The sequence below is a fragment of the Rhizobacter sp. Root1238 genome (assembly GCF_001425825.1).
Lineage (GTDB): Bacteria > Pseudomonadota > Gammaproteobacteria > Burkholderiales > Burkholderiaceae_C > Rhizobacter.
The window spans coordinates 39913-60295 of sequence record NZ_LMDM01000007.1; the positions used below are offsets into that span (position 1 = coordinate 39913).

At 69.5% G+C, this 20383-nt stretch carries 20 protein-coding genes and 1 pseudogene; 10 read left to right on the top strand and 11 right to left on the bottom strand.

Annotated features, from left to right (window positions below):
* Positions 1 to 191 precede the first annotated feature (191 nt).
* Together ASC98_RS07430 and ASC98_RS32095 are read left to right on the top strand one after the other, a co-directional pair.
* Positions 192 to 1454 carry an ATP-binding protein gene (locus ASC98_RS07430; RefSeq protein ID WP_056810763.1) on the top strand — a complete coding sequence of 421 codons (1263 nt, stop codon included), beginning with the start codon at positions 192 to 194 and terminating at the stop codon, positions 1452 to 1454.
* Positions 1451 to 2860: an ATP-binding protein gene (locus tag ASC98_RS32095; protein ID WP_056810765.1), complete on the top strand. Its 1410-nt coding sequence runs from the start codon at positions 1451 to 1453 to the stop codon at positions 2858 to 2860. Before ASC98_RS07430 ends, ASC98_RS32095 begins: the two co-directional genes overlap by 4 nt.
* Positions 2861 to 2915: 55 nt before the next feature.
* Here ASC98_RS32095 and ylqF read toward each other — a convergent pair whose 3' ends face one another.
* Positions 2916 to 3824, bottom strand: a complete 909-nt coding sequence (ylqF, locus tag ASC98_RS07440) for a ribosome biogenesis GTPase YlqF (protein ID WP_056810769.1) — start codon at positions 3822 to 3824, stop codon at positions 2916 to 2918.
* A 111-nt stretch (positions 3825 to 3935) separates the two neighbouring features.
* The gene (locus ASC98_RS07445) at positions 3936 to 4853 is read right to left on the bottom strand and encodes an AraC family transcriptional regulator (protein WP_056810770.1); all 918 of its coding nucleotides are present in this window, start codon (positions 4851 to 4853) and stop codon (positions 3936 to 3938) included.
* A gap of 99 nt (positions 4854 to 4952) precedes the next feature.
* On the opposite strand from ASC98_RS07445, the gene ASC98_RS07450 reads away from it, so the two are divergent.
* Positions 4953 to 5702, top strand: coding sequence for an SDR family oxidoreductase (locus tag ASC98_RS07450; protein WP_056810773.1), 750 nt, complete (start codon positions 4953 to 4955; stop codon positions 5700 to 5702).
* Between the two features lie 14 nt (positions 5703 to 5716).
* On the opposite strand, the gene ASC98_RS07455 is transcribed toward ASC98_RS07450, so the two are convergent.
* The 3 genes from ASC98_RS07455 to ASC98_RS07465 form a co-directional block, all read right to left on the bottom strand.
* The gene (locus tag ASC98_RS07455; RefSeq protein WP_157598122.1) at positions 5717 to 6232 is read right to left on the bottom strand and encodes a hypothetical protein; all 516 of its coding nucleotides are present in this window, start codon (positions 6230 to 6232) and stop codon (positions 5717 to 5719) included.
* A 14-nt stretch (positions 6233 to 6246) separates the two neighbouring features.
* On the bottom strand, positions 6247 to 6756 hold the full coding sequence (locus ASC98_RS07460; protein WP_056819838.1) for a hypothetical protein: 510 nt from the start codon (positions 6754 to 6756) through the stop codon (positions 6247 to 6249).
* A 93-nt stretch (positions 6757 to 6849) separates the two neighbouring features.
* On the bottom strand, positions 6850 to 7368 hold the full coding sequence (locus ASC98_RS07465; protein ID WP_056810783.1) for a hemerythrin domain-containing protein: 519 nt from the start codon (positions 7366 to 7368) through the stop codon (positions 6850 to 6852).
* Positions 7369 to 7560: 192 nt separating this feature from the next.
* Here ASC98_RS07465 and glf point away from each other — a divergent pair, with 192 nt between their 5' ends.
* Both glf and ASC98_RS31560 read left to right on the top strand, forming a co-directional pair.
* The gene (gene glf / locus ASC98_RS07470) at positions 7561 to 8739 is read left to right on the top strand and encodes a UDP-galactopyranose mutase (protein ID WP_056810785.1); all 1179 of its coding nucleotides are present in this window, start codon (positions 7561 to 7563) and stop codon (positions 8737 to 8739) included.
* Positions 8740 to 10028: 1289 nt separating this feature from the next.
* Positions 10029 to 10697 (top strand): annotated as a pseudogene (locus ASC98_RS31560) (sugar nucleotide-binding protein); the annotation flags it as partial.
* Between the two features lie 127 nt (positions 10698 to 10824).
* On the opposite strand, the gene ASC98_RS07475 reads toward ASC98_RS31560, so the two are convergent.
* From ASC98_RS07475 to ASC98_RS30175, 3 genes are read right to left on the bottom strand one after another with little or no spacing between them, the layout of a single operon-like run.
* Positions 10825 to 12606: a glycoside hydrolase family 2 protein gene (locus tag ASC98_RS07475; RefSeq protein ID WP_056810788.1), complete on the bottom strand. Its 1782-nt coding sequence runs from the start codon at positions 12604 to 12606 to the stop codon at positions 10825 to 10827.
* Positions 12607 to 12627: 21 nt separating this feature from the next.
* Positions 12628 to 13848: a glycosyltransferase gene (locus ASC98_RS07480; RefSeq protein ID WP_056819841.1), complete on the bottom strand. Its 1221-nt coding sequence runs from the start codon at positions 13846 to 13848 to the stop codon at positions 12628 to 12630.
* A gap of 17 nt (positions 13849 to 13865) precedes the next feature.
* Complete coding sequence (locus tag ASC98_RS30175; protein ID WP_157598120.1) at positions 13866 to 14018, bottom strand: hypothetical protein; 153 nt, start codon at positions 14016 to 14018, stop codon at positions 13866 to 13868.
* Between the two features lie 261 nt (positions 14019 to 14279).
* On the opposite strand from ASC98_RS30175, the gene ASC98_RS07485 reads away from it, so the two are divergent.
* Positions 14280 to 14819, top strand: a complete 540-nt coding sequence (locus ASC98_RS07485; RefSeq protein ID WP_082542133.1) for a hemerythrin domain-containing protein — start codon at positions 14280 to 14282, stop codon at positions 14817 to 14819.
* A gap of 79 nt (positions 14820 to 14898) precedes the next feature.
* Entirely contained in the window at positions 14899 to 15663 is a 765-nt protein-coding gene (locus ASC98_RS07490; RefSeq protein ID WP_056810793.1) for an OBAP family protein, read from the top strand.
* An 18-nt stretch (positions 15664 to 15681) separates the two neighbouring features.
* Here the strand turns inward: ASC98_RS07490 and ASC98_RS07495 are convergent, their stop codons facing one another.
* Positions 15682 to 15939 (bottom strand): DUF378 domain-containing protein, encoded by a 258-nt coding sequence (locus ASC98_RS07495; RefSeq protein WP_056810796.1) that lies wholly within the window; start codon positions 15937 to 15939, stop codon positions 15682 to 15684.
* Between the two features lie 158 nt (positions 15940 to 16097).
* On the opposite strand from ASC98_RS07495, the gene ASC98_RS07500 reads away from it, so the two are divergent.
* The 3 genes from ASC98_RS07500 to ASC98_RS07510 all read left to right on the top strand — a co-directional run bounded on the left by ASC98_RS07500 (position 16098) and on the right by ASC98_RS07510 (position 19151).
* The gene (locus ASC98_RS07500) at positions 16098 to 16490 is read left to right on the top strand and encodes a hypothetical protein (RefSeq protein ID WP_056810800.1); all 393 of its coding nucleotides are present in this window, start codon (positions 16098 to 16100) and stop codon (positions 16488 to 16490) included.
* Positions 16491 to 16571: 81 nt separating this feature from the next.
* Positions 16572 to 18221 (top strand): cytochrome c oxidase subunit I, encoded by a 1650-nt coding sequence (gene ctaD, locus ASC98_RS07505; RefSeq protein WP_082542132.1) that lies wholly within the window; start codon positions 16572 to 16574, stop codon positions 18219 to 18221.
* A gap of 69 nt (positions 18222 to 18290) precedes the next feature.
* Entirely contained in the window at positions 18291 to 19151 is an 861-nt protein-coding gene (locus ASC98_RS07510; protein ID WP_056810803.1) for an MBL fold metallo-hydrolase, read from the top strand.
* 25 nt (positions 19152 to 19176) lie between these two features.
* Here ASC98_RS07510 and ASC98_RS07515 read toward each other — a convergent pair whose 3' ends face one another.
* On the bottom strand, positions 19177 to 20076 hold the full coding sequence (locus tag ASC98_RS07515; RefSeq protein WP_056810805.1) for a cytochrome c oxidase assembly protein: 900 nt from the start codon (positions 20074 to 20076) through the stop codon (positions 19177 to 19179).
* Positions 20076 to 20381 (bottom strand): hypothetical protein, encoded by a 306-nt coding sequence (locus tag ASC98_RS07520; protein WP_157598119.1) that lies wholly within the window; start codon positions 20379 to 20381, stop codon positions 20076 to 20078. The genes ASC98_RS07515 and ASC98_RS07520 overlap by 1 nt, the downstream gene beginning before the upstream one ends.
* Between the last annotated feature and the right edge of the window lie 2 nt (positions 20382 to 20383).

Below are 20383 nucleotides of genomic sequence, written 5' to 3' on the forward strand. Positions count from 1 at the left end.
TCCTCAGCGGTGGCATGTGGACAGGCCGGACTCCAGGCGTCGTCCCGGTCCGCGAGGACGGAATTGATCCGGCTTCGCCGCGCTCTTCGGTGGACCGGCGGGGCCGCGTCCGGCGGATCATGGCGGCCACAGAAGGCACGCACAGTGCCGGGGAGCACTTCATGTCTTGCGTCATCCGTTCCAATCCGCCGGTGGATGTCGACGATCGCGATCTGCTGCGGGCGCTGTTGGACAACTCGCCGGACCACATCTATTTCAAGGACAGGCAGTCGCGCTTCATCAAGTCGAGTGCAGCCCAGGCCCTCCAGTTCGGGATGACGACGCCGGACGGGCTGGTCGGCAAGTCGGATTTCGACGTGTTCTCCGAGGCGCACGCCCGGCCGGCTTTCGAGGACGAGCAGCAGATCATCCGCACCGGCCTGCCGATGGTCGGCAAGGTCGAGCGGGAAACCTGGATGGACGGGCGGCCCGACACCTGGGCCCTGACCACGAAGATGCCGCTGCGCAACCGCGACGGCGAGATCATCGGCACCTTCGGCATCACCAAGGACATCTCCGAACTGAAGGAGGCCGAGCGCCGGATCGGCGAGGTGCATCGGCAACTGCTCGAAGCGTCGCGGCTGGCCGGCATGGCCGAGATCGCCACCAACGTGCTGCACAACGTCGGCAACGTGCTCAACAGCGTCAACATCTCCGCCGGCCTGATCGGCGACCGGCTGCGCGCCTCCAAGCTCAAGGGCCTGGAGCGCGCGGTCGGCCTGATGGACGAGCATGCCGGCGATCTGGGCGCCTTCCTGACGCAGGACACCCGCGGCAAGCTGCTGCCGGGCTACCTGCGCGACCTGGCGCAGGTGCTGCTGGCCGAGCAGGCTGCCATCGCCGAGGAACTCGCGTTGCTGGCCAAGAGCGTCGACCACATCAAGGAGGTCGTCGCGACGCAGCAGTCGTATGCCGGCGCATCGCGTGTCGTCGAGTTCCTGAAGTTCGACGAACTGCTGGACGACGCGCTGCGCATGAACGCGGGCGCGCTGACGCGCCACAAGGTCGAGGTCGTGAAGCAGGTTCCCGAGTTCCCCGAGCTCCCGCTGGACCGGCACCGCCTGCTGCAGATCCTGGTGAACCTGATCAGCAATGCGAAGCAGGCGATGAGCGGCACACCGGCCGGCCAGAGCCCGTGCATCACGCTGGGCGCCGCGCTGCTGCCGGCGGCGGATGGACGTGTCCTGCGCATCACGGTGGCCGACAACGGAGAAGGCATCGTGCCGGAGAACCTGGTCCACGTCTTCGCCCACGGCTTCACCACGCGCAGCAATGGCCACGGCTTCGGCCTGCACAGCTGCGCCATGGCGGCCCAGGAGATGGGTGGGACGCTGAGCGCGCACAGCCAGGGCGCCGGCTGCGGCGCCACCTTCGTGCTGGAGATACCGATCGGCTCGCAGGAGGACTCGCGATGACACCGGCGCAGAACCGCCGGATCCTGCTGGTCGACGACATGCCGGCGATCCACGAGGATTTCCGCAAGATCCTCGTGCCGCCGGCGGCATGCGGCGCACTGGGTGCCGTCGAGGCGGCGCTGTTCGGCGACGAACCGCCGGCGGCGGCGAGCGCCTTCGAACTCGACTCCGTCTACCAGGGGCAGGAAGCGCTGGCCCGCGTCGACGCTTCGATGGCGGCAGGCCTGCCCTATGCGCTGGCCTTCGTGGACATGCGCATGCCACCGGGGTGGGACGGCGTGCAGACGATCGAGCGCCTGTGGCAGTCGGACCCCCGGCTGCAGGTCGTCATCTGCACCGCGTATGCCGACACCTCGTGGGACGAGGTGCTGGCCACGCTGGACGTGCGCGACCGGCTGCTGATCCTGAAGAAACCCTTCGACGCGATCGAGGTGCGCCAGCTCGCGAACATGCTGACCGCCAAGTGGCAGATGACGCAGGACGCCGCGGTGCAACTGACGCGGCTGGAAGACGCGGTGGTCGAGCGCACGCGCGAGATCACGAGCAGCAACGAGGCGCTGCAGGCCGAGGTGGCCGAGCGCAAGCACCTGCAGGGGCAACTGGTGCAGTCGGAGAAGCTCGCGTCGATCGGCCAGCTGGCGGCCGGCGTGGCGCACGAGATCAACAACCCGATCGGCTACATCTTCTCGAACTTCGGCACGCTGGAGGACTACCTCGGCAAGCTGTTCGAGATGCTGGCCGCGTACGAAGCCGCCGAGGCCAGCGTCGGCCCGCCCGACGTGGCTGCGCGGCTGCGCAGGCTGCGCGACGAGATCGAGCTGGCGTTCCTGAAGGAGGACATTCCGGTGCTGATGCGCGAGTCCCGGCAGGGCATCGTGCGGGTGCGCCAGATCGTGCAGGACCTCAAGGACTTCTCGCGGGTGGATTCTTCGCAGGATTTCCAGCTGGCAGACCTGCACCAGGGCATCGACTCGACGCTGAACGTGGTGGCCAACGAGGTCAAGTACAAGGCCGACCTGGTCAAGGAGTACGGCGTGATTCCGGATGTCGAGTGCCTGCCGTCGCAGATCAACCAGGTGGTGATGAACCTGGTGGTCAACGCGGCGCAGGCGATGGGCGACGAACGCGGCCGCATCGTGATCCGCACCGGCGCGGCGGCCGACAACACCGACGTCTGGATGGAAGTGGCCGACACCGGATCGGGCATCCCGCCGGACACGCTGAAGCGCATCTTCGAGCCCTTCTTCACCACCAAGCCGGTCGGCAAGGGAACGGGGCTCGGGCTCTCGCTGTCGTACGGCATCGTGCAGAAGCACCACGGCCGCATCGACGTCGAGAGTGTCCTGGGCCAGGGCACCACGTTCCGCGTGACGCTGCCGGTGCATCGGCCGGCGACGAACGCCTGACGGCTGTTTCGCGGCAGGCCGGCGAACCCCGGCTGTCCATCGAAACGACGTGCCGTCACGCCTTCGCGCGTGCTTCCTTCTTCGCCTTTCGCGCCTCTTCGGCCGCCAGGCCGGCTGCCTGCCAGTGCGCGAACTCGTCGGGCGTCTCGAGCGTGACGCGGCCCCAGGCACCGCTGCGGAAGTCGTTCAACGTGACCTCGGCAGCTTTCTGCATGTTCACGCGGCCGCCGGGCAGCAGGCCGCCGCGCTTGCGGCCCACCTCGGCCAGCAAGGCCTCGTCGGTCATCGCCGAGATGTCGGCCAGCTTGTAGCGCGCCACCAGCCGGTCCGCGTAGCGATGGCGCACGCGGGCCAGCAGCGCCATCGACACCTCTTCCTCGTCGTAGGCATTGCGGCCGATGCCGCCGCTGGCCGCCAGGTTGTACCCGCCCTCTTCGATGAGGATCCGCGGCCACAGCATGCCCGGCGTGTCGAACAGGTGGAAGTCGCTGGCCAGCAGGATCCTCTGCTCCAGCTTGGTGATGCCCGGTTCGTCGCCCGTCTTGGCGGCGCGCTGGCCGTTCAGCGTGTTCACCAGCGTCGACTTGCCCACGTTGGGAATGCCGCAGATCAAGACCCGCACCGGCTTGACCATGCCGCCGCGGTGCGGCGCCAGCGCCCGGCACGCGTCGATCAGCGCGCGTGCCGGCGCGGTGGCGCCGGCATCCAGCGCCAGCGAACGGGTGTCCGGCAGGGCCTGGTAATGCGCCAGCCACAGCGCGGAGATCTCCGGATCGGCGAGGTCCTGCTTGTTCAATACCTTCAGCGCAGGCTTGCCTGCCGTCAGCTGGGCCAGCAACGGATTGGTGCTCGAGCCCGGCAGCCGCGCGTCGAGCATTTCGATCACGACGTCGATCTCCGGCAGGCGATCGGCGATGGCCTTGCGGGTCGTGTGCATGTGGCCTGGGAACCACTGGATGGCCATGGCGTGCTGCTTTCTGTGTCTCGCGGCGGGCCGCATCGGGGGTGTCGGGGCGATCGTTGCCGATCGTTCTGTTGCCATTTTCCGTCGGCGAGCGCCTCGTGGGCCTCCGTTTCACGCGCCGAGGCGCTGAAAGGCTGCCTGCTCGCGCGCGTAGTGCGTCGGCGGCCGTCCGACGTGGCGGGCGAAGGCCACGCTGAAGGTGCTCGCCGAGCTGTAGCCGACGCGCTCGGCGATGTCGGCGATGCTGCCTTCGTCGCGGCGCAGCAGGTCCTTCGCGAGCGCCATGCGCCATGCGAGCAGGTACGCCATCGGGGCCAGGCCGACCGCGCGGTGGAAGCGCTCGAAGAACGTCGAGCGCGAGAGCGCGGCTTCGCGGGCCAGCTCCGCGACCGTCCACGCCCGCGTCGGCTGCTCGTGCATCGCGCGGATCGCCGCCGCCAGGCGCGCGTCGGCAAGCCCGCGTGCCAGGCCCGGCGACGTGGCCGTGCCGGTGGTCGACCGCAGCGCCTCGATCAGCAACACCTCCAGCAGGCGCGCGAGCACCAGCTCGCGGGCGGGCCGTTGCGCGCTCGACTCCTGGCCCACCCACTGCACGAGCGTCGCCAGCCGCGGCTCGCCGCGCACGTGCACGAGCTGCGGCAACAGCGAGACCAGCAGTGCCGCGTCCGGCGAGCCGAAGCTGCAATGGCCCGCCAGGATGCGCAGGTCGGTCGGGCCGTCCTGCACGCCGATCCTGAACCGCCCCGGTCCCAACGCGACCGGCATCGAGTCGGCCGCGCCGGCCGGCGCGTCGAGGCTGGACATGGCGACCCCGAAGACCGCGGGGACGAGCAGGAAGTCGCCGGCCTGCAGCACGATCGGCTCGTGCCCGTCGAGCGTCAGGCGGCAAGCGCCCTCGAGGACGGCGCAGTAGAACGGCTGCCCGGCGTCCGAGCGGCGAATCTGCCACGCACCCGCGCCGACGATGTTCTTGGAGAACCGGGCCGTCGGCTGCAGCAGCGTGACCACCTCGGCGAGCGGATCCACCACGGCCGGACTCTCGCAAATGATTCATGGACTTCGGAGTGTAGCGAGTACGGTTCTGGCGGCCTATCGTGCGGTCATCGCCATCCACGTTGAAAGACCTCCATGAAGACCGTCCTGATCACCGGCTGCTCCTCCGGCTTCGGCCTCGAGACCGCACGCCATTTCCTCGAGCGCGACTGGCGGGTGATCGCCACGATGCGCACGCCGCGCGACGACGTGCTGCCGCCGTCCGCCTGCCTGAGCGTGCTGCAGCTCGACGTCACCGATGCGCAGAGCATCCGCCGCGCCGTCGACGCCGCCGGCCCGATCGACGTGCTGGTCAACAACGCCGGCTTCGGCGCACCGGCGCCGTTCGAGCTCACCCGCCTGGAGACGGTGCGCGAGCTGTTCGAGACCAACACCTTCGGCACGATGGCGGTCACGCAGGCCGTGTTGCCGCAGCTGCGCGAGCGCCGATCCGGTGTCGTCGTGAACGTGACGTCGAGCGCCACGCTGAAGCCGCTGCCGCTGGTGGGCGTCTACCGCGCGGCGAAGGCGGCCGTGAATGCGTTCACCGAATCGCTCGCGGCCGAGGTCGAGCAGTTCGGCGTGCGCGTGCACATCGTGCTGCCCGGATCGTCCGGCGAGACGCGCTTTCGCGACACCGCGCGGGCCCAGCTGCGTGGCATCGACGACGCGGCCTACGGCGAGTTCATGCGGCAGGCCATCGCCCGCATGCAGGCGTCGACGGGGCCGGGAACGCGCTCGAAGGACGTGGCCGAGGCCGTGTGGCGTGCCGCGACCGATCCGTCGGCGCCGCTGCGCCTCCCGGCCGGCGCCGACGCGGTGCAGTGGGCGGCCGAAGCCGGTTGATCAGCCCCTGCAGATCACTTCGGTCGCTGCCTCGGCTGGTCGACCCGGATGCCGACGCGGGTGGTCTCAAGCTCGTGAAGGTAGGCGGCGCCGCAGGCCTTGCCGCGCTCGGTCGAGCGCAGGGCTGCGTCGGTTTCGATGGCCCGCATCCGGCGCCGCAGTTCTCTCGCCGTCTGGGTCATCGTCCACGACGACGCGGCGGCGCAGATCTTCGGAACCTCGTTCAGCGAGAGCAGGGACAGCACGTTCTCGGTGCAGGTGCCGACGGCGATGCGAAGCGCTTCCCGGTGGCCGTCCGTGGTCTTCGAATTCCGGCCGCGACTCAGCTTGACGGTGAGGTCGATGGCCTGCGTGTCGCAGTCGGCGGTCCGCTGGTGCAGATCCGCCATGATCGACGCTTGCCCGCCCAGGTAGGCGTTGACGCCTTCGATGCCGTCCGCACGCAGGCGGGTCTCGAGCGGGCCGACGGGCTCGCTGGCCGGCATGGCTGCGGCGGGAAGCATGAGAAGTGCGATGAGGAGTGCGCGCATCGCGACGGTCGTGACTAGCGTCTGACGTGGGAGGCCGCACGGCCCGCACCGGCCGGCGGGCGCCTCTCGTTGGACGGGTGGGCGCGCTGGGGCCCATAGGCACCCACCATCGCCTGAAGGCTCGCCCGTTCGACGGCGGGAAGGCTCTGCGCGAGCGACCGATCGGCCAGGACACCTTGGGCCACGGCGGCCTCGTCGCTGTTTCGAATGGCGCCGCGTTTCAGCATCGCGGCGTACCGGCCCCAGACCCGCGACCGTACCTGCGACAGGCTGGGGATGCCGGTGGCCTGCATCTCCGCGTCGAGTGCGATGACCTGGGACAAGGGCCAGGGAGACGAGATCTCCAGGCAGTTGTTGACGGCCATGCGCAGTGCCGACTCGGCGCTGGCTGCAGACACCCGCTCGTGCCGTTCGAGCATGTTCATCGGCCGATCGTCCGCGGATCGGCAGCGCTGATCCAGAAAGCGTGAGGAGAAGAAGCGCAGGAACGCTTTCATCTCGGGGTACCCGAGCTTGGAGTTCATCGCGGGTACTCTAACGCCTGACGCAGCCCGGGCCCCGGCGACGCGGGGCCCGGGCCGGCCGGCCATCCGACGGGTGCGGCGCTTGCGCGCAGCTCACACCGACGAGTTTTCGCCGGCCTCGGCCAGCAGGTCGTCCTTGCGGCTGGCCATCGCGAGGCCCAGCACCTGCAGGTCGAGGCCGGCGTTGCGAACCTTCGGGAACATCTCGCCTTCCTCTTCCTCGACGTGGTGGTCGATCAGCTCGCCGAGCACCTTGACCTTCGCGTCGTACAGGTCGTCGCCCGGTTCCATGCCTTCGATCTGCGCGATCAGGTCCTTCGCGCTGGCATGCTCGACCACCGCCTCGTCGACCAGGTCGTCTTCCTTCAGCGCGTCGCGCGCTGCCGGATAGAAGAGCTCCTCTTCGATCGTGGCATGCACCGTCAGCATCGTGCAGATCTGCAGCGCGATCGCCTGCTTGTCGGCTTCGCTGCCTTCGTTGTCCGCCAGCTCGTCGTACTGGTCGAACAGGTCCTTCACCTCCTGGTGGTCCTGCTCCAGCAGTTCGATCGCGTCGGTGGACGCGTCGTCTTCATCATCTTGCGACTGGGATTGCGATTGCTTCGTGGCCATGTTCAGCTCCTGAGTGGGTGCGGCCGACATGGCCGCTCTGCCTGGGTGCCTGCAGGCTAGTACGTCGCTTCTCGCAATGGGAGTCCTCGCTGCAAAAGAGGACAGCGCCTACAAGTCCCAGGACACCTGCTCCTACAGGTTCATCGGCGTGTACAGCGCACGATCGGCTGTCACATGAAAGGGACTGAGCAAATGGCAGGGAAAGACATCGGCCAGCGAGGCAGCGCCACCGGCCGCAAAGGATTCGACTACCTCATCGTCGGTGCCGGGTTCGCCGGCAGCGTGCTCGCGGAGCGCCTGGCCAACGAGCTGGACAAGCGGGTGCTGATCGTCGACAAGCGCCCGCACATCGGCGGCAATGCCTACGACCGCTACGACGACCACGGCGTGCTGATCCATCCCTACGGGCCGCACATCTTCCACACCAATGCCGCGGACATCCGCGACTACCTGTCCCGCTTCACCGAGTGGCGGCCGTACGAGCACCATGTGCTGGCCAGCGTCGACGGCCAGCTGGTGCCGCTGCCGATCAACCTCGACACGGTGAACCGGCTGTACGGCATGACGCTCACGTCGTTCGAGATGACGTCATGGCTCGACTCGGTGGCCGAGAAGAAGACCGAGATCAACAACTCCGAGGACGTGATCGTCAACAAGGTGGGGCGCGAGCTCTACAACAAGTTCTTCCGTGGCTACACCCGAAAGCAATGGGGGCTCGACCCGTCCGAGCTCGACGCGAGCGTCACCGCGCGCGTGCCGACCCGCACCAACCGCGATGCGCGCTACTTCAACGACAGCTTCCAGGCGATGCCGCTGCACGGCTACACCCGCATGTTCGAGAAGATGCTGGCGCACCCGAACATCAAGGTGATGCTGAACACCGACTACCGCGAGATCGCCGGGCTGCTGCCGTGGGACCACATGGTCTACACCGGGCCGATCGATGCGTTCTTCGACTTCGAGTTCGGGCGCCTGCCGTACCGCAGCCTGCGCTTCGAGCACCGCAACCTGCCGACCGCGCAGTTCCAGTCGGTCGGCACGGTGAACTACCCGAACGACTGCGCGTACACCCGCATCAGCGAGTTCAAGCACATCACCGGGCAGCAGCACCCGACGACCTCGGTGGTCTACGAGTACCCGACGGCCGACGGCGATCCCTACTACCCGGTGCCGCGCCCCGAGAACGCCGCGCTGTACAAGCGCTACGAAGAAGCCGCCGAGCGCTGCACCGACGTCACCTTCGTCGGCCGGCTCGCGACCTACAAGTACTACAACATGGACCAGGTGGTGGGCCAGGCGCTGACGGCGTTCAAGCGCCTGCGCGCGCGCCACGGCGCGGTCGAGGCCGGGTCCGGAGCCACCGACGGATGACGCCGCTCGAGTTGTGGGCCGGGCCGGAATGCACGGTCAACCGTGTCGGCCCGACGACCCGCGACCAGCTTGAAGAAACCGGCTTTGCCGCGCGGCTGGACGACCTCGACCGGCTGGCCGATCTGGGCATCCGCTGCATCCGCTTCCCGATCCTGTGGGAGCGCACCCAGCGCGACGATGGCCGCTGCGACTGGGCCTGGTGCGACGCACGGCTGGACCGCATGGCGCGCCTGGGCCTGCGCTGCATCGCCGGCCTGGTCCACCACGGCAGCGGCCCGCCTTCGACGAACCTGCTCGATCCGGGCTTCGCACCTGGACTGGCCCGCTTTGCCGGCGAGGTGGCCCGCCGCTACCCGCAGCTCGACCGCTACACGCCGGTCAACGAGCCGCTGACGACCGCGCGGTTCAGCGGCCTCTACGGCCTGTGGCATCCGCACGGCCGCAGCGACGCCTGCTTCGTGCGCGCGCTGCTGAACCAGGTGCTGGCGGTCCGCTCGGCGATGCGGGCGATCCGCGAGCACGCGCCGCAGGCGCAACTGGTGCAGACCGACGACCTCGGGTTCACGCACGCCGCTGCCGCGCTGCAGTACCAGGCGGATTTCGAGAACGCACGCCGCTGGCTGGCCTTCGACCTGCTGGCCGGGCGGGTCGTGCCGTCGCACCGCATGTGGTCGTACCTGCGCCGGCACGGCGCGGCCCGCGACGAGTTGCGGGACCTGGTCGACCAACCCTGCCTGCCCGACGTGATCGGCATCAACAGCTACGTGACCAGCGAGCGCTACCTCGACGACCGGCTCGCGCTCTACCCGGTGGAGCGGCACGGCGGCAACCAGCGCCATCGCTATGTCGACACCGAGGCGGTGCGCGTGCGCGGCGCGCCGCTCGGCGGGCCGGTCGCGCGCCTGCGCGAGGCCTGGCAGCGCTACGGCCGGCCCGTCGCGTTGACCGAGGCGCACATCGGCTGCACCCGCGAGGAACAGATGCGCTGGCTGAACCAGGCCTGGCAGGGCGCGCTGCACCTGCAGCAGCAGGGCGTCGACGTGCGTGCGGTCACCGCCTGGGCCGCATTCGGCACGGTTGACTGGGACAGCCTCGTCACGCGCCGCGCCGGCCACTACGAGCCCGGCCTGTGGGATTCGCGCAGCACGCCGCCGCGGCCGACCGGGCTCGCCACGCTGGCGAAGGCGCTGGCGCAAGGCGCGGCAGCGGCGCATCCGGTGCTGCACGGCGCCGGCTGGTGGCAGCGCAAGCTGCGGCACCACGTCCCGGTCGTCGGCAGCCGGGCCGCGATGCCGCTGCAGGGGCCGGTGCTGCTGATCGTCGGTGCCGCCAGCGGCCGCGGCGGCGTCTTCGCCCGCTTGTGCCGCTTGCGCGGATTGCCGTTCCGGCTGGTCGACACGGCGGTGCGGCCCGACGGAGGCGAGGGCGCGATCGACAACGCGTTGAGGCGCCTGCGCCCGTGGGCGGCGATCGATGCGCGCAAGGCGGGCAGCGGCGATGCCGTGTCGCTGGCCGCGCGCTGCGCTGCGCAGGGCATCCCGCTGGTGGCCTTCTCGACCGACCAGGTCTTCGCCGGCGACAAGGCCGACGCGTACGTCGAAAGCGACGCGCCGTGTCCGGCGAGCCGCTGCGGCGAGCTGCAGGCCGAGCTGGAACGGCGCGTGATGGCCGAGCATGGCGGCGCGCTGATCGTGCGCAGCAGCACCGCATCGTTCTGCGCCTGGGACCGGGAGAACCTCGTCACCCGCGCGCTGCAGTCGCTGCGCCGCGGCGAGCGGTGGGATGCGGCCGGCGGCCACCTGTTGTCGCCGACCTACGCGCTCGACCTGGCGATGGCCACGCTCGATCTGCTGGTCGACGGCGAGCAGGGCGTGTGGCACCTCGCGAACCAGGGCGCCGCCAGCTGGCATGGGCTGCTGCTGCAGGCAGCGGCCTCGGCCGGCGTCGCGCGGCATGGGCTGTGTGCCGTGCACGACGGCGCCCGCACGCAGCGCCGGACCGTGCTGGTCAGCGAACGCGGCAGCGTGATGCCGGCGCTGGAGGACGCGCTGCGCCGCTACGTCGTCGACTCGATCGATCCACCGGTCAGACGCCGCCCGGGATGTGGGTCCGGGACGCGCGCGTCGCCTGCGCAATCGCTTCGATCGGGATCTTCGGGGTCCGGTCGGCGCACAGCAGGCCGTTCGCTTCCTGGAACGTGTCGGCGAACTGCGTGTAGCAGAAGCCGGAGAACAACGCCGTGTGGATGATGGTCTGCAGCAGGTCGGCGTACATGCGGTGGAACGTCTCGAGGTCCTCGGCCACGGTGTAGCCCCACACGGTGCCTTCCTTCGCGGATCCGGGCGCGGCGTACGCAATGCCGCCGAACTCGGTCAGCATGATCGGCTGCCCGCGGTGCGGGTAGCCGTCGAGCGTCAGGATGCGCCCGCCGGGCCGGCGCCGGTCGAACAGCTGGTCGGCCTTCACGTCGGCGCCATAGCGGTGGCGGATGTGCTCGACGTTCGCGTCGTAGTCGTGGATGCCGATGATGTCGGTGGCGCTGCTTTCCCAGCCGTCATTGCCGATCACCGGGCGCGTCGCGTCGAGCGTCTTCGTCAGGTGGTACAGCGCCTCGACCGCATGGCGCTGCTTGCCGACCGCGGGCAGCTCCGGCACGCCCCAGCTTTCGTTGAACGGCACCCAGACGATCACGCAGGGGTGGCTGTAGTCGCGGTCGATCACCTCGGACCATTCGCGCACCGTGCGCCGGATCGCGGTGCGCGTGAAGCGGTACGCCGACGGCATCTCCTCCCAGACCAGCAACCCGAGCCGGTCGGCCCAGTAGAGGTAGCGCGGATCCTCGATCTTCTGGTGCTTGCGCACGCCGTTGAAGCCCATCGCCTTCGCGAGTTCGACATCGCGCTTCAGGCCGGCATCGCCGGGCGGGGTCATCAGCGTGTCCGGCCAGTAGCCCTGGTCGAGCACCAGCCGCAGCATGTACGGCCGGCCGTTCAGCATGAAGCGGTCGCGCAGGATGGTGACCGAGCGCAGCGCGGTGTACGACGTGAAGGTGTCCAGCACCTGGTCGCCGCGGCGCAGCGTGATGGTCGCGTCGATCAGCGTCGGCCGCTCGGGGCTCCACAGCATTTCATTGCGGTAGTCGTCGATGCCCGGGTCGGGCAGCACGATGGAGCGCTCCAGCTCGCGGTCCGACAGCGCATAGCTGTCGCGTGCCAGCATCCGCTTGCCGCAGCGCAGCGCGACGTCGATCGACAGGCCGTCCGGCGCGTCGCCGGCGACATGCGCTTCGAACGCGATCGCGAAGTTCTCGACATGCGGCGTCCAGCGGATCTTGTCGATGTAGGTGCGGTCCACGCGTTCGAACCACACCGTCTGCCACAACCCGGTGGTGCGCGGGTACCAGATCGAATGCGGCTGCTCCTGCCAGTCCTGCTTGCCGCGCGGCTTCGCGAGGTCGTGCGGATCGTCTTCCACCAGCACGCTCAGCACCTGGCGGCCGCCGGGCGACAGCATGCCGGTGATGTCGACCGAGAACGGGGTGTGCCCGCCCTCGTGGGTGGTCGCCAGTTGCCCGTTGACCCAGACGGTGGCGGCGTAGTCCGCCGCACCGAAGTGCAGGACCACGCGGTCGCCCGCCGGCATGCACTCGAACTCGCGCTGGTACCAGCACGCGCTGTGGAAGCCGGTGTCGGCCACGCCGCTCGCGCGCGCCTCGGGGGCGAACGGCACCTCGATGCGCAGCGGCCAGTCGGTGACCTGGCTGGGGTGCGAGAACCGCCGCTCGTCGTCGAAGCGGAACTGCCACGCGCCGTTCAGCGAGGTCCAGTCGGCGCGTTGCAGCTGCGGGCGTGGGTAGGCGAACTCCATCGGTGGCATGGCACGGCGGCGCTAGATCGTCTTCGCCACGGCCAGCGCTGCGCCGCCGGCGGCCGGGCGCTGCGCCACGATGGCCTGGACCGGTTCCAGCGCGGTGTTCGCCGCCTGCACCGGCACGGGCCGCACCACGTCGCCGATGGCACGGACGATCGTCTCGGCGGTGCGGTCCCACGAGTACATCGCCACGCGCTCGTTCATCCGGCCGACGCGGGCCTCGTGTTCGTTGGCCGTTTCGTCCAGCGCGTCGGCGCAGGCGTCGATGAACGACGCCGCGTCGCGGCCGATGCGCACCAGGTCGCCATACAGCTCGACCACGTCGTGCACCGCGGTGCTCACCACCGGCTTCTCCGCAGCCATGTACTCGAGCGTCTTGGTCGGGCTGATGAAGCGCGTCGCCTCGTTCAGCGCGAACGGCAGCAGGCAGACGTCCCAGCTGCGGACCAGTTGCGGCAGCAGCGCGTACGGCTGCTGGCCGAGCCATGCGATGTTCGGGCGCTGCGGCAGGCTCGCCGGGTCGATCTTGACGACCGGCCCGACCATCACGATCTGCCAGGCGGGGTGGGCGTCGGCCAGCGCGGCGATCAGGCCGATGTCGAGGCGTTCGTCGATCACGCCGAAGAAGCCCAGCCGCGGGCCGGGCACTCCGGCCTGCAGTTCCTCGGCTTCGCGGACCAGGTCGTGCCGCTCGGCGGCGCAGCGCGGCGCGTAGTGGGCCGCATCGACGGCGCTCGGCAGGCACATCACGTTCGGATTCAGGTGGCGCTTCGCGGCGTACAGGCTGGGCCCACCGGTCAGCACCAGGTCGGCCCGCTTCATCAGTGCCGATTCGCGCTGGTGCAGTTGACGCGGCGCATCGCGAAACGCCGACAGCTCGTCCATGCAGTCGAAGATGACGGCACGCGGCTCCAGCTCGGCGATCAGCGGCAAGGCCATCGGCGTGTAGAACCAGGCCGCGTAGTCGGTGATCCCCTGGTTTTCGAGGTAGGCCCGCAGCAAGGGCAGTACCGCGGCCAGCTGGTCGTCATGGAAGCCTGGGGCCTCGACCGGCGTGTGCGGACGCAGCACGGTGATGCCCGGTGCCGGCGTGGTGACCTCCAGGCGCGCTTCGGACGCATCCTTCATCGGTTCTTCGACGAACAGGACGCGGTAGCGCAACGCCAGGCGCGACAGCAGGTGCTGGGGGCGCTGGTAGACGAAGTTCCAGCGCAGGTGCGAGAAGGCGACGAGGTGCATGGCGATCCTTCGGCAGGTCAGGCGTTGGGCGTCACGGGCGGTGCCGCGGGACGCCGGGAGGCCGTTGCGGCCGAGGGAGCGTCGACGCCGGCCTGGCGTGCGCGATAGACGTCCCAGGCCTTCTTGGCGAGGCCGGACGTGATGGCGAGGACGATGAGTTTGCGAAGCATGGTGGACTCCCGAGGTGGTGGCCCAGCTTAGGGGAGGGCACGCCGTTGCGCGATGGCGAAACGCGCATCGGCGCGTAGGCGAACGCGCCGATGCGTCGCAGGGGGTGTGGGATAGGGTGGGGCGTAGGCGCGCTTCGACATGCAAGGTGGCCGCTTCGCCTACGCGCAAATCCGTGTCGTTCCTAGGGACGTCGGCTCAGGTCGCTTCGATGATGCGCAGGCTCGAAGAGCACGCATTTCAAACGACTCAGGAGAATCGACATGGCAACTGCAACCCAGAAGACCGCCTCGAAGAAGGCGACGACCGCGCGCAAGGCGCCGGCCGGCAAGACCCCCCGCGCGAAGACGGCCGCGCCGAAGGCGCAAGACGCCACGGCATTGCTGCGCGCCGACCACCAGGCAGTCAGCGCGCTCTTCGAGCAATACGAGAAGGCGCGGGCGACGACGCGCAAGAAGGACATCGTCAGCAGGATCTGCAGCGAGCTGACGGTGCACGCGCAGGTCGAGGAAGAGATCTTCTACCCGGCCGTCAAGCAGGCGTTGAAGGACAAGGAACTGATCCCCGAGGCGACGGTCGAGCATGCGACGCTGAAGGACCTGATCGCCCAGGTCGAAGGCGTCGAGCCGGACGGCGAGATGTTCGACGCGAAGATCAAGGTCTTGTCCGAATACGTCAAGCACCATGTGAAGGAAGAGCAGAACGAGATCTTCCCGAAGGCGCGTGCGACGAAGCTGGACATGGCGGCGCTCGGCGCCGAGATCGCTTCGCGCAAGCAGCAGCTGATGGCCGGGGCGGCCTGACGGCGAGCCGGTCGTCGAGCGGGCGCAGGGGAATGGCGATTGCCGCTGTGCGGCATCGCCATCACCCCCGGAGGCCCCCATGCCCACACGCTCGATGCCCGGTTCGACCTGCTGCGCCACGCTGCTGGCTTGTCTCGCCGCAGCTGCAGTCGCCGCACCCCCCGGCGACGACAAGTCCGCCACCACGCGAACCCTCGAAGCCGGTGCGAAGCTGCTGCAGCGCTCGGCGCCGCTCGCGCCGATGGACGTCTACCTCGTCGGCTTCCATCCGATGAAGGAGGCGCCGTCCCGGCAGATGGAGGCGCATCACTTCTGCCACCAGATGAACGAGGACTTCGCGCAGTGCGCGCTGTTCGACGGCAACACGCGCGATGCGCGGCTGGTCGGCGTCGAGTACATCGTGTCCGAGAAACTGTTCGCGACGCTGCCTGTCGCGGAGCGGCCGTACTGGCACCCCCACAACGGCGAGATCCTCAGCGGGCAGCTGGCGGCACCCGGGATTCCGCTGATCGCCGAGAAGGCCTTGATGCGCCAGAAGATCAACAGCTACGGCAAAACCTGGCACTTCTGGAACACCGGTACCGACGGCCGGGGCGCCGACGCGCTGCCGCTCGGCCCGCCGATGCTGGCCTGGTCGTTCAACCGGGACGGCGAACTCGATCCGACACTGCTGCAGCGGCATGATGCCGACCTGACGATGCGCAGCGGCGAGCGCCGCCGCCAGCGCACCGACCTGTTGCCGCTGGCCCGTCCGCAAGCCGGTGTCGATGCGTTGAAGAACGCCTTCCCGCGCAGCTCGGCGATTCCCGGCGTCGTCGACAGCCAGGCGTCCGGCGTGCGCTGACCGCCGCTTTCGGTCGCTTCAGTCCAGCCCGCCGGACTGCACCGCGCGCACCATGCCGTACAGCGCGGCGCAGCCGACCAGGCCGTGCAGCAGCCGCGCCGACAGTCCATTGCCGCCGAGCACGGCACCGACCGCGTCGACGCCGAACACGGCGTAGAGCCCGAGGTTCAGGCCGCCGATCACCAGCAGCAGGAAGGCCGCCCAGTCGAGCAGCGTGATCCGGCGCTCGAGGGATGACGACAGTGGGGTCTGGGGCAACGGATTGACGTACGGCATGTGGCTCTCCTTGGGACAGGTGCACCGATCGGGCAATCGACGTTCCGCCACGAAGCGGTTCTTCGCATGCCGATTGCTGCGATGGCGGCAGCGACGGCGCGGTCACCTGGCCGGGACGTCGCATCCGCATCGTTTCAACTCCACAGGAGATCCTCATCATGACAAGCATCAGGTTCGCCAGGACGGCCCTCGCCGTCGCGTCGCTCATCGCATCGGTCACGCTGGCCGCGGCCCAGGGCACCTCCGGTTCCGGATCGACGACCGGTGGGACCGGCGGCAACGCAGGCACCAGCGGCGCCGGCGGCAGCGCGACCGAAGACCGTTCGAAGGACAGGGCCGACCAGGCAGGGTCCGCGGCATCGGCCGCCAAGCGCAAGCACAAGAACGTCAGGGACAGCGACAAGCGCAACGGCAACAACAGCAACGGGAACAGCAACGGCACCGGCACCGGCATGGGCGGCAACGGGGGCTCGAACAGCAACGGCACCTCCGGCAGCGGCTCGACCACGCCCAACGGGACGAGCGGCACCGGGTCCGGCACCGGCCGCTGACCGCAGCGACAAGACGCACCAGACCTGAACCGGAGCGAGCCTGCGTCGCGGGCTCGCTCCCTCGAGAGGGAGTGAACCGCGATGAGTACCTCGACGACCCTGGGCAGCGACCCGTCCGTGCCGGGTTCGCACGCCGACGAGGCGCACGCCCTGCCGCACGGCTGGCGGCGCTGGTTGTTCGCGACCAACCACAAGGACATCGGCACGCTGTACCTGTTGTTCAGCCTGACGATGTTCATGGTCGGCGGCGTGCTGGCGCTGCTGATCCGCGCCGAGCTGTTCCAGCCCGGGTTGCAGATCGTCAACCCGCACCTCTACAACCAGATGGTGACGATGCACGGGCTCATCATGGTGTTCGGCGCGATCATGCCGGCCTTCGTCGGCTTCGCGAACTGGATGATTCCGCTGCAGATCGGCGCGTCGGACATGGCCTTCGCGCGCATGAACAACCTCAGCTTCTGGCTCACCATTCCGGCAGCGATCGTGCTGGTCGCGAGCTTCTTCATGCCCGGCGGCGCGCCGGCCGCCGGCTGGACGCTGTACCCGCCGCTGACCTTCCAGATGCCGCAGAGCCTCGACTTCGCGATCTTCTCGCTGCACCTGCTCGGCGCGTCGTCGATCATGGGCTCGATCAACATCATCGTGACGCTGCTGAACATGCGCGCGCCCGGCATGACGCTGATGAAGATGCCGATGTTCTGCTGGGGCTGGCTCATCACCGCCTACCTGCTGATCGGGGTGATGCCGGTGCTGGCCGGCGCGCTGACGATGACGCTGACCGACCGCCACTTCGGCACCGGCTTCTTCAACGCCGCCGCCGGCGGCGACCCGGTGCTCTACCAGCACATCTTCTGGTTCTTCGGCCACCCGGAGGTCTACATCATGATCCTGCCGGCCTTCGGCATCATCAGCCACGTGGTGCCGGCCTTCGCCCGCAAGCGGCTGTTCGGCTACACCTCGATGGTCTATGCGCTGGCGGCGATCGGCGTGCTGTCGTTCATCGTCTGGGCGCACCACATGTTCGCGACCGGCATGCCGGTGACGGGGCAGCTGTTCTTCATGTACGCGACGATGCTGGTGGCCGTGCCGACCGGCGTGAAGGTGTTCAACTGGATCGCCACCATGTGGCGCGGCTCGATGACGTTCGAGACGCCGATGCTGTTCGCCGCCGGCTTCATCTTCGTGTTCTCGGTCGGCGGGCTCAGCGGCGTCATCCTGTCGGTCGCGCCGATCGACATCCAGGTGCACGACACCTACTACGTCATCGCGCACTTCCACTATGTGCTGGTCGCCGGTTCGCTGTTCGCGATGTTCGCCGGCTTCTACTACTGGGCGCCGAAGTGGAGCGGCGTGATGTACCCCGAGCGGCGCGGCCAGGTCCACTTCTGGGTCTCGCTCGTCAGCCTGAACCTCACGTTCTTCCCGATGCACTTCCTCGGGCTTGCCGGCATGCCGCGCCGCTATGCCGACTATGCGATGCAGTTCACCGACTTCAACCGGCTGGTCTCGGTCTCGGCCTTCGTGTTCGGCCTCGCGCAGGCCGGCTTCGTCCTCTTCATCGTGCTGCCGGTGCTGCGCAAGCGCGGCGCGCCGGCAGCCGCGAAGCCGTGGGAAGGCGCGGAAGGGCTCGAATGGGAGGTGCCGTCGCCGGCACCGTTCCACACCTTCGAGCAGCCGCCGCTGCTCGATGCGAAGGGGACTCGTGTGCGGCGCGAGCCCGGCACCGCTTGACCCGGGCCTGTGGCGCTTCCTCGCACACCGTTTGCCGCAACGGCAGCACCGTCACCGAGGAAGTTCCCCATGCGCATCCACCACCTGAACTGCATCTCGTCCTGCCCGCTCGGCGGCTGGCTGATGGACGGCCGCGCCGCGTCCGTCTTCGAACGTGGAAGGCTGTGCTGCCACTGCCTGCTCGTCGAGTCGAACGATGGGCTGGTGCTGGTCGACACCGGCTTCGGCCTGCAGGACATTGCGCGGCCGCGCGAACGGCTGAGCCGCTTCTTCCTGTCGGTGATGAGCCCGGACTTCAAGGAAGAGATGACCGCGTTGCGGCAAATCGAGGCACTCGGCCACCGCGCTGCCGATGTCCGGCACATCGTGCTGACGCACCTCGACTTCGACCACGCCGGCGGCCTGGACGACTTCCCGGACGCGCGCGTGCACCTGCTGGCCACCGAGCGCGACAGCGCACTCGCGCAGGCGACGTGGCTCGACCGGCAACGCTACCGGCCCGAGCAGTGGTCCGGGCAGGGCCGCTGGGTGGTGCACGGCGTGGACGGCGGCGAACCCTGGCAGGGCTTCGACGGCTGCTGCACCGGCAACGGGCTGCCGCAGGGCATTGCGCTGGTGCCGCTGGCCGGCCACACGCTGGGCCATGCGGGTGTCGCGATTCGCGGCGGAGCGGGCTGGGTGTTGCAGGCCGGCGATGCCTACTTCGACCGCCGCGAGCTCGACCCGCACCCGCGCTGCCGCCTCGGGCTGCGCCTGTACCAGGCGCTGATGGAAAAGGACCGCCGTGCCCGCCTCGCGAACCAGCGCCGGCTGCGCGAGCTGAAGCGGCAACGCGGCGACGTGTGCATCGTCTGCTCGCACGACCCGGCCGAATTCGAGCAGGTGTCGCAACGCGGGCTGGATGCGCCGCAGCGGCTGGCTGTTGCGTGAGGGTCGGGCGACGGCGGCGTGCTCGTCAGCGTGCGGCCTGTTGCAGTCCGCCGCCCTGCAGCGCACGCTGCACCTGCCACAGCGCGGCAGCCAGGTACGCCGCGCCGGCCGGCACCCACATGATCAGCCCGCCCAGCTGCTGGTCTTCCAGCGGATCGAGGCCGAGCACCGGCGCGCTGCCGAGGTAGTGCGGGTACCAGACCAGCGGCGACAGGCTGAACAACGCGCCGAGCGCGCCGGTGTGCAGCATCGTCGTGAACAGCGACAGCAGCGCGCCGCCGATCGCGCGGCGCGGCACCGCGGCCAGCGTGCACCACCAGAACAGCAGCGCGGTGCCGAGGAAGCTGGCGTGCTGCAGCGCATGCCAGGCCGGCGAGCGCAGCGCCGCCTCGAAACACAGCGGCAGGTGCCAGGCCCACAGCGCGAGCGCATGCAGGCTCCAGGCCGACAGCGGATGGGTCAGTGCCCGCCACGGCACGCGCCACGCCGGATGCCGCAGCCACCCGCCGACGCGCTGCCGTGCAGCCGGCGGCAGCGCCCAGGCCCACGCGGCGAGCGGCCGGCCCAGCACCAGCAGCGGCGCGGCGACGACCATCAGCAATTCGTGCTGCACCATGTGGGCCGCGAAGAGCCGGTCGGCCAGCGCATCGACCGGCGACGCGAGCGCGAGCGCGAGGACGGCGAAACCGGCAGCACCGGCTGCCACCGTGCCGGCATGCAGCCCGCGGCCGGCTCCCGCATGCCGCCACAGCCGGGCGGTGCCGATGGCATACAGGCCGATCGACAGCGCCAGCCATGCGAACACCCAGGGCTCGGTGCCGACGATGCTGGCCGGGGCCGCCTCGCCCGCCGGCGTGCCGGGGTGCGCGACCACGACCGCCGGCAGCAGCAGCGCCGGCAGCGCCGAATGCCTCGGCCGCGGCATCAGTTGATGCACGGCGAGAGCACCCACACCGGCATCCACATCGCGAGACTGGCCAGCGCCGACAGCGCGCCGGTCCAGGCCGCGACGGCGGCGAGCAGCCGGCGCCGGCCGTCGCCGGGCCCGTGCCGGCGTTGCCATTCCGCGATCGCGGCCGCGGTGGCCGCGAGCACCAGCAGCAAGGCCAGCGCCGAAACCGCGTGCAGCGTCGACGTGGACTGCCGGCTGCACGACGGCGTCACCAGCGCCAGCAGGATCGACTGCTGCGCGAGCGCCGCGAGCGGCGCGCCGATCAGGGCCGGCCACACCG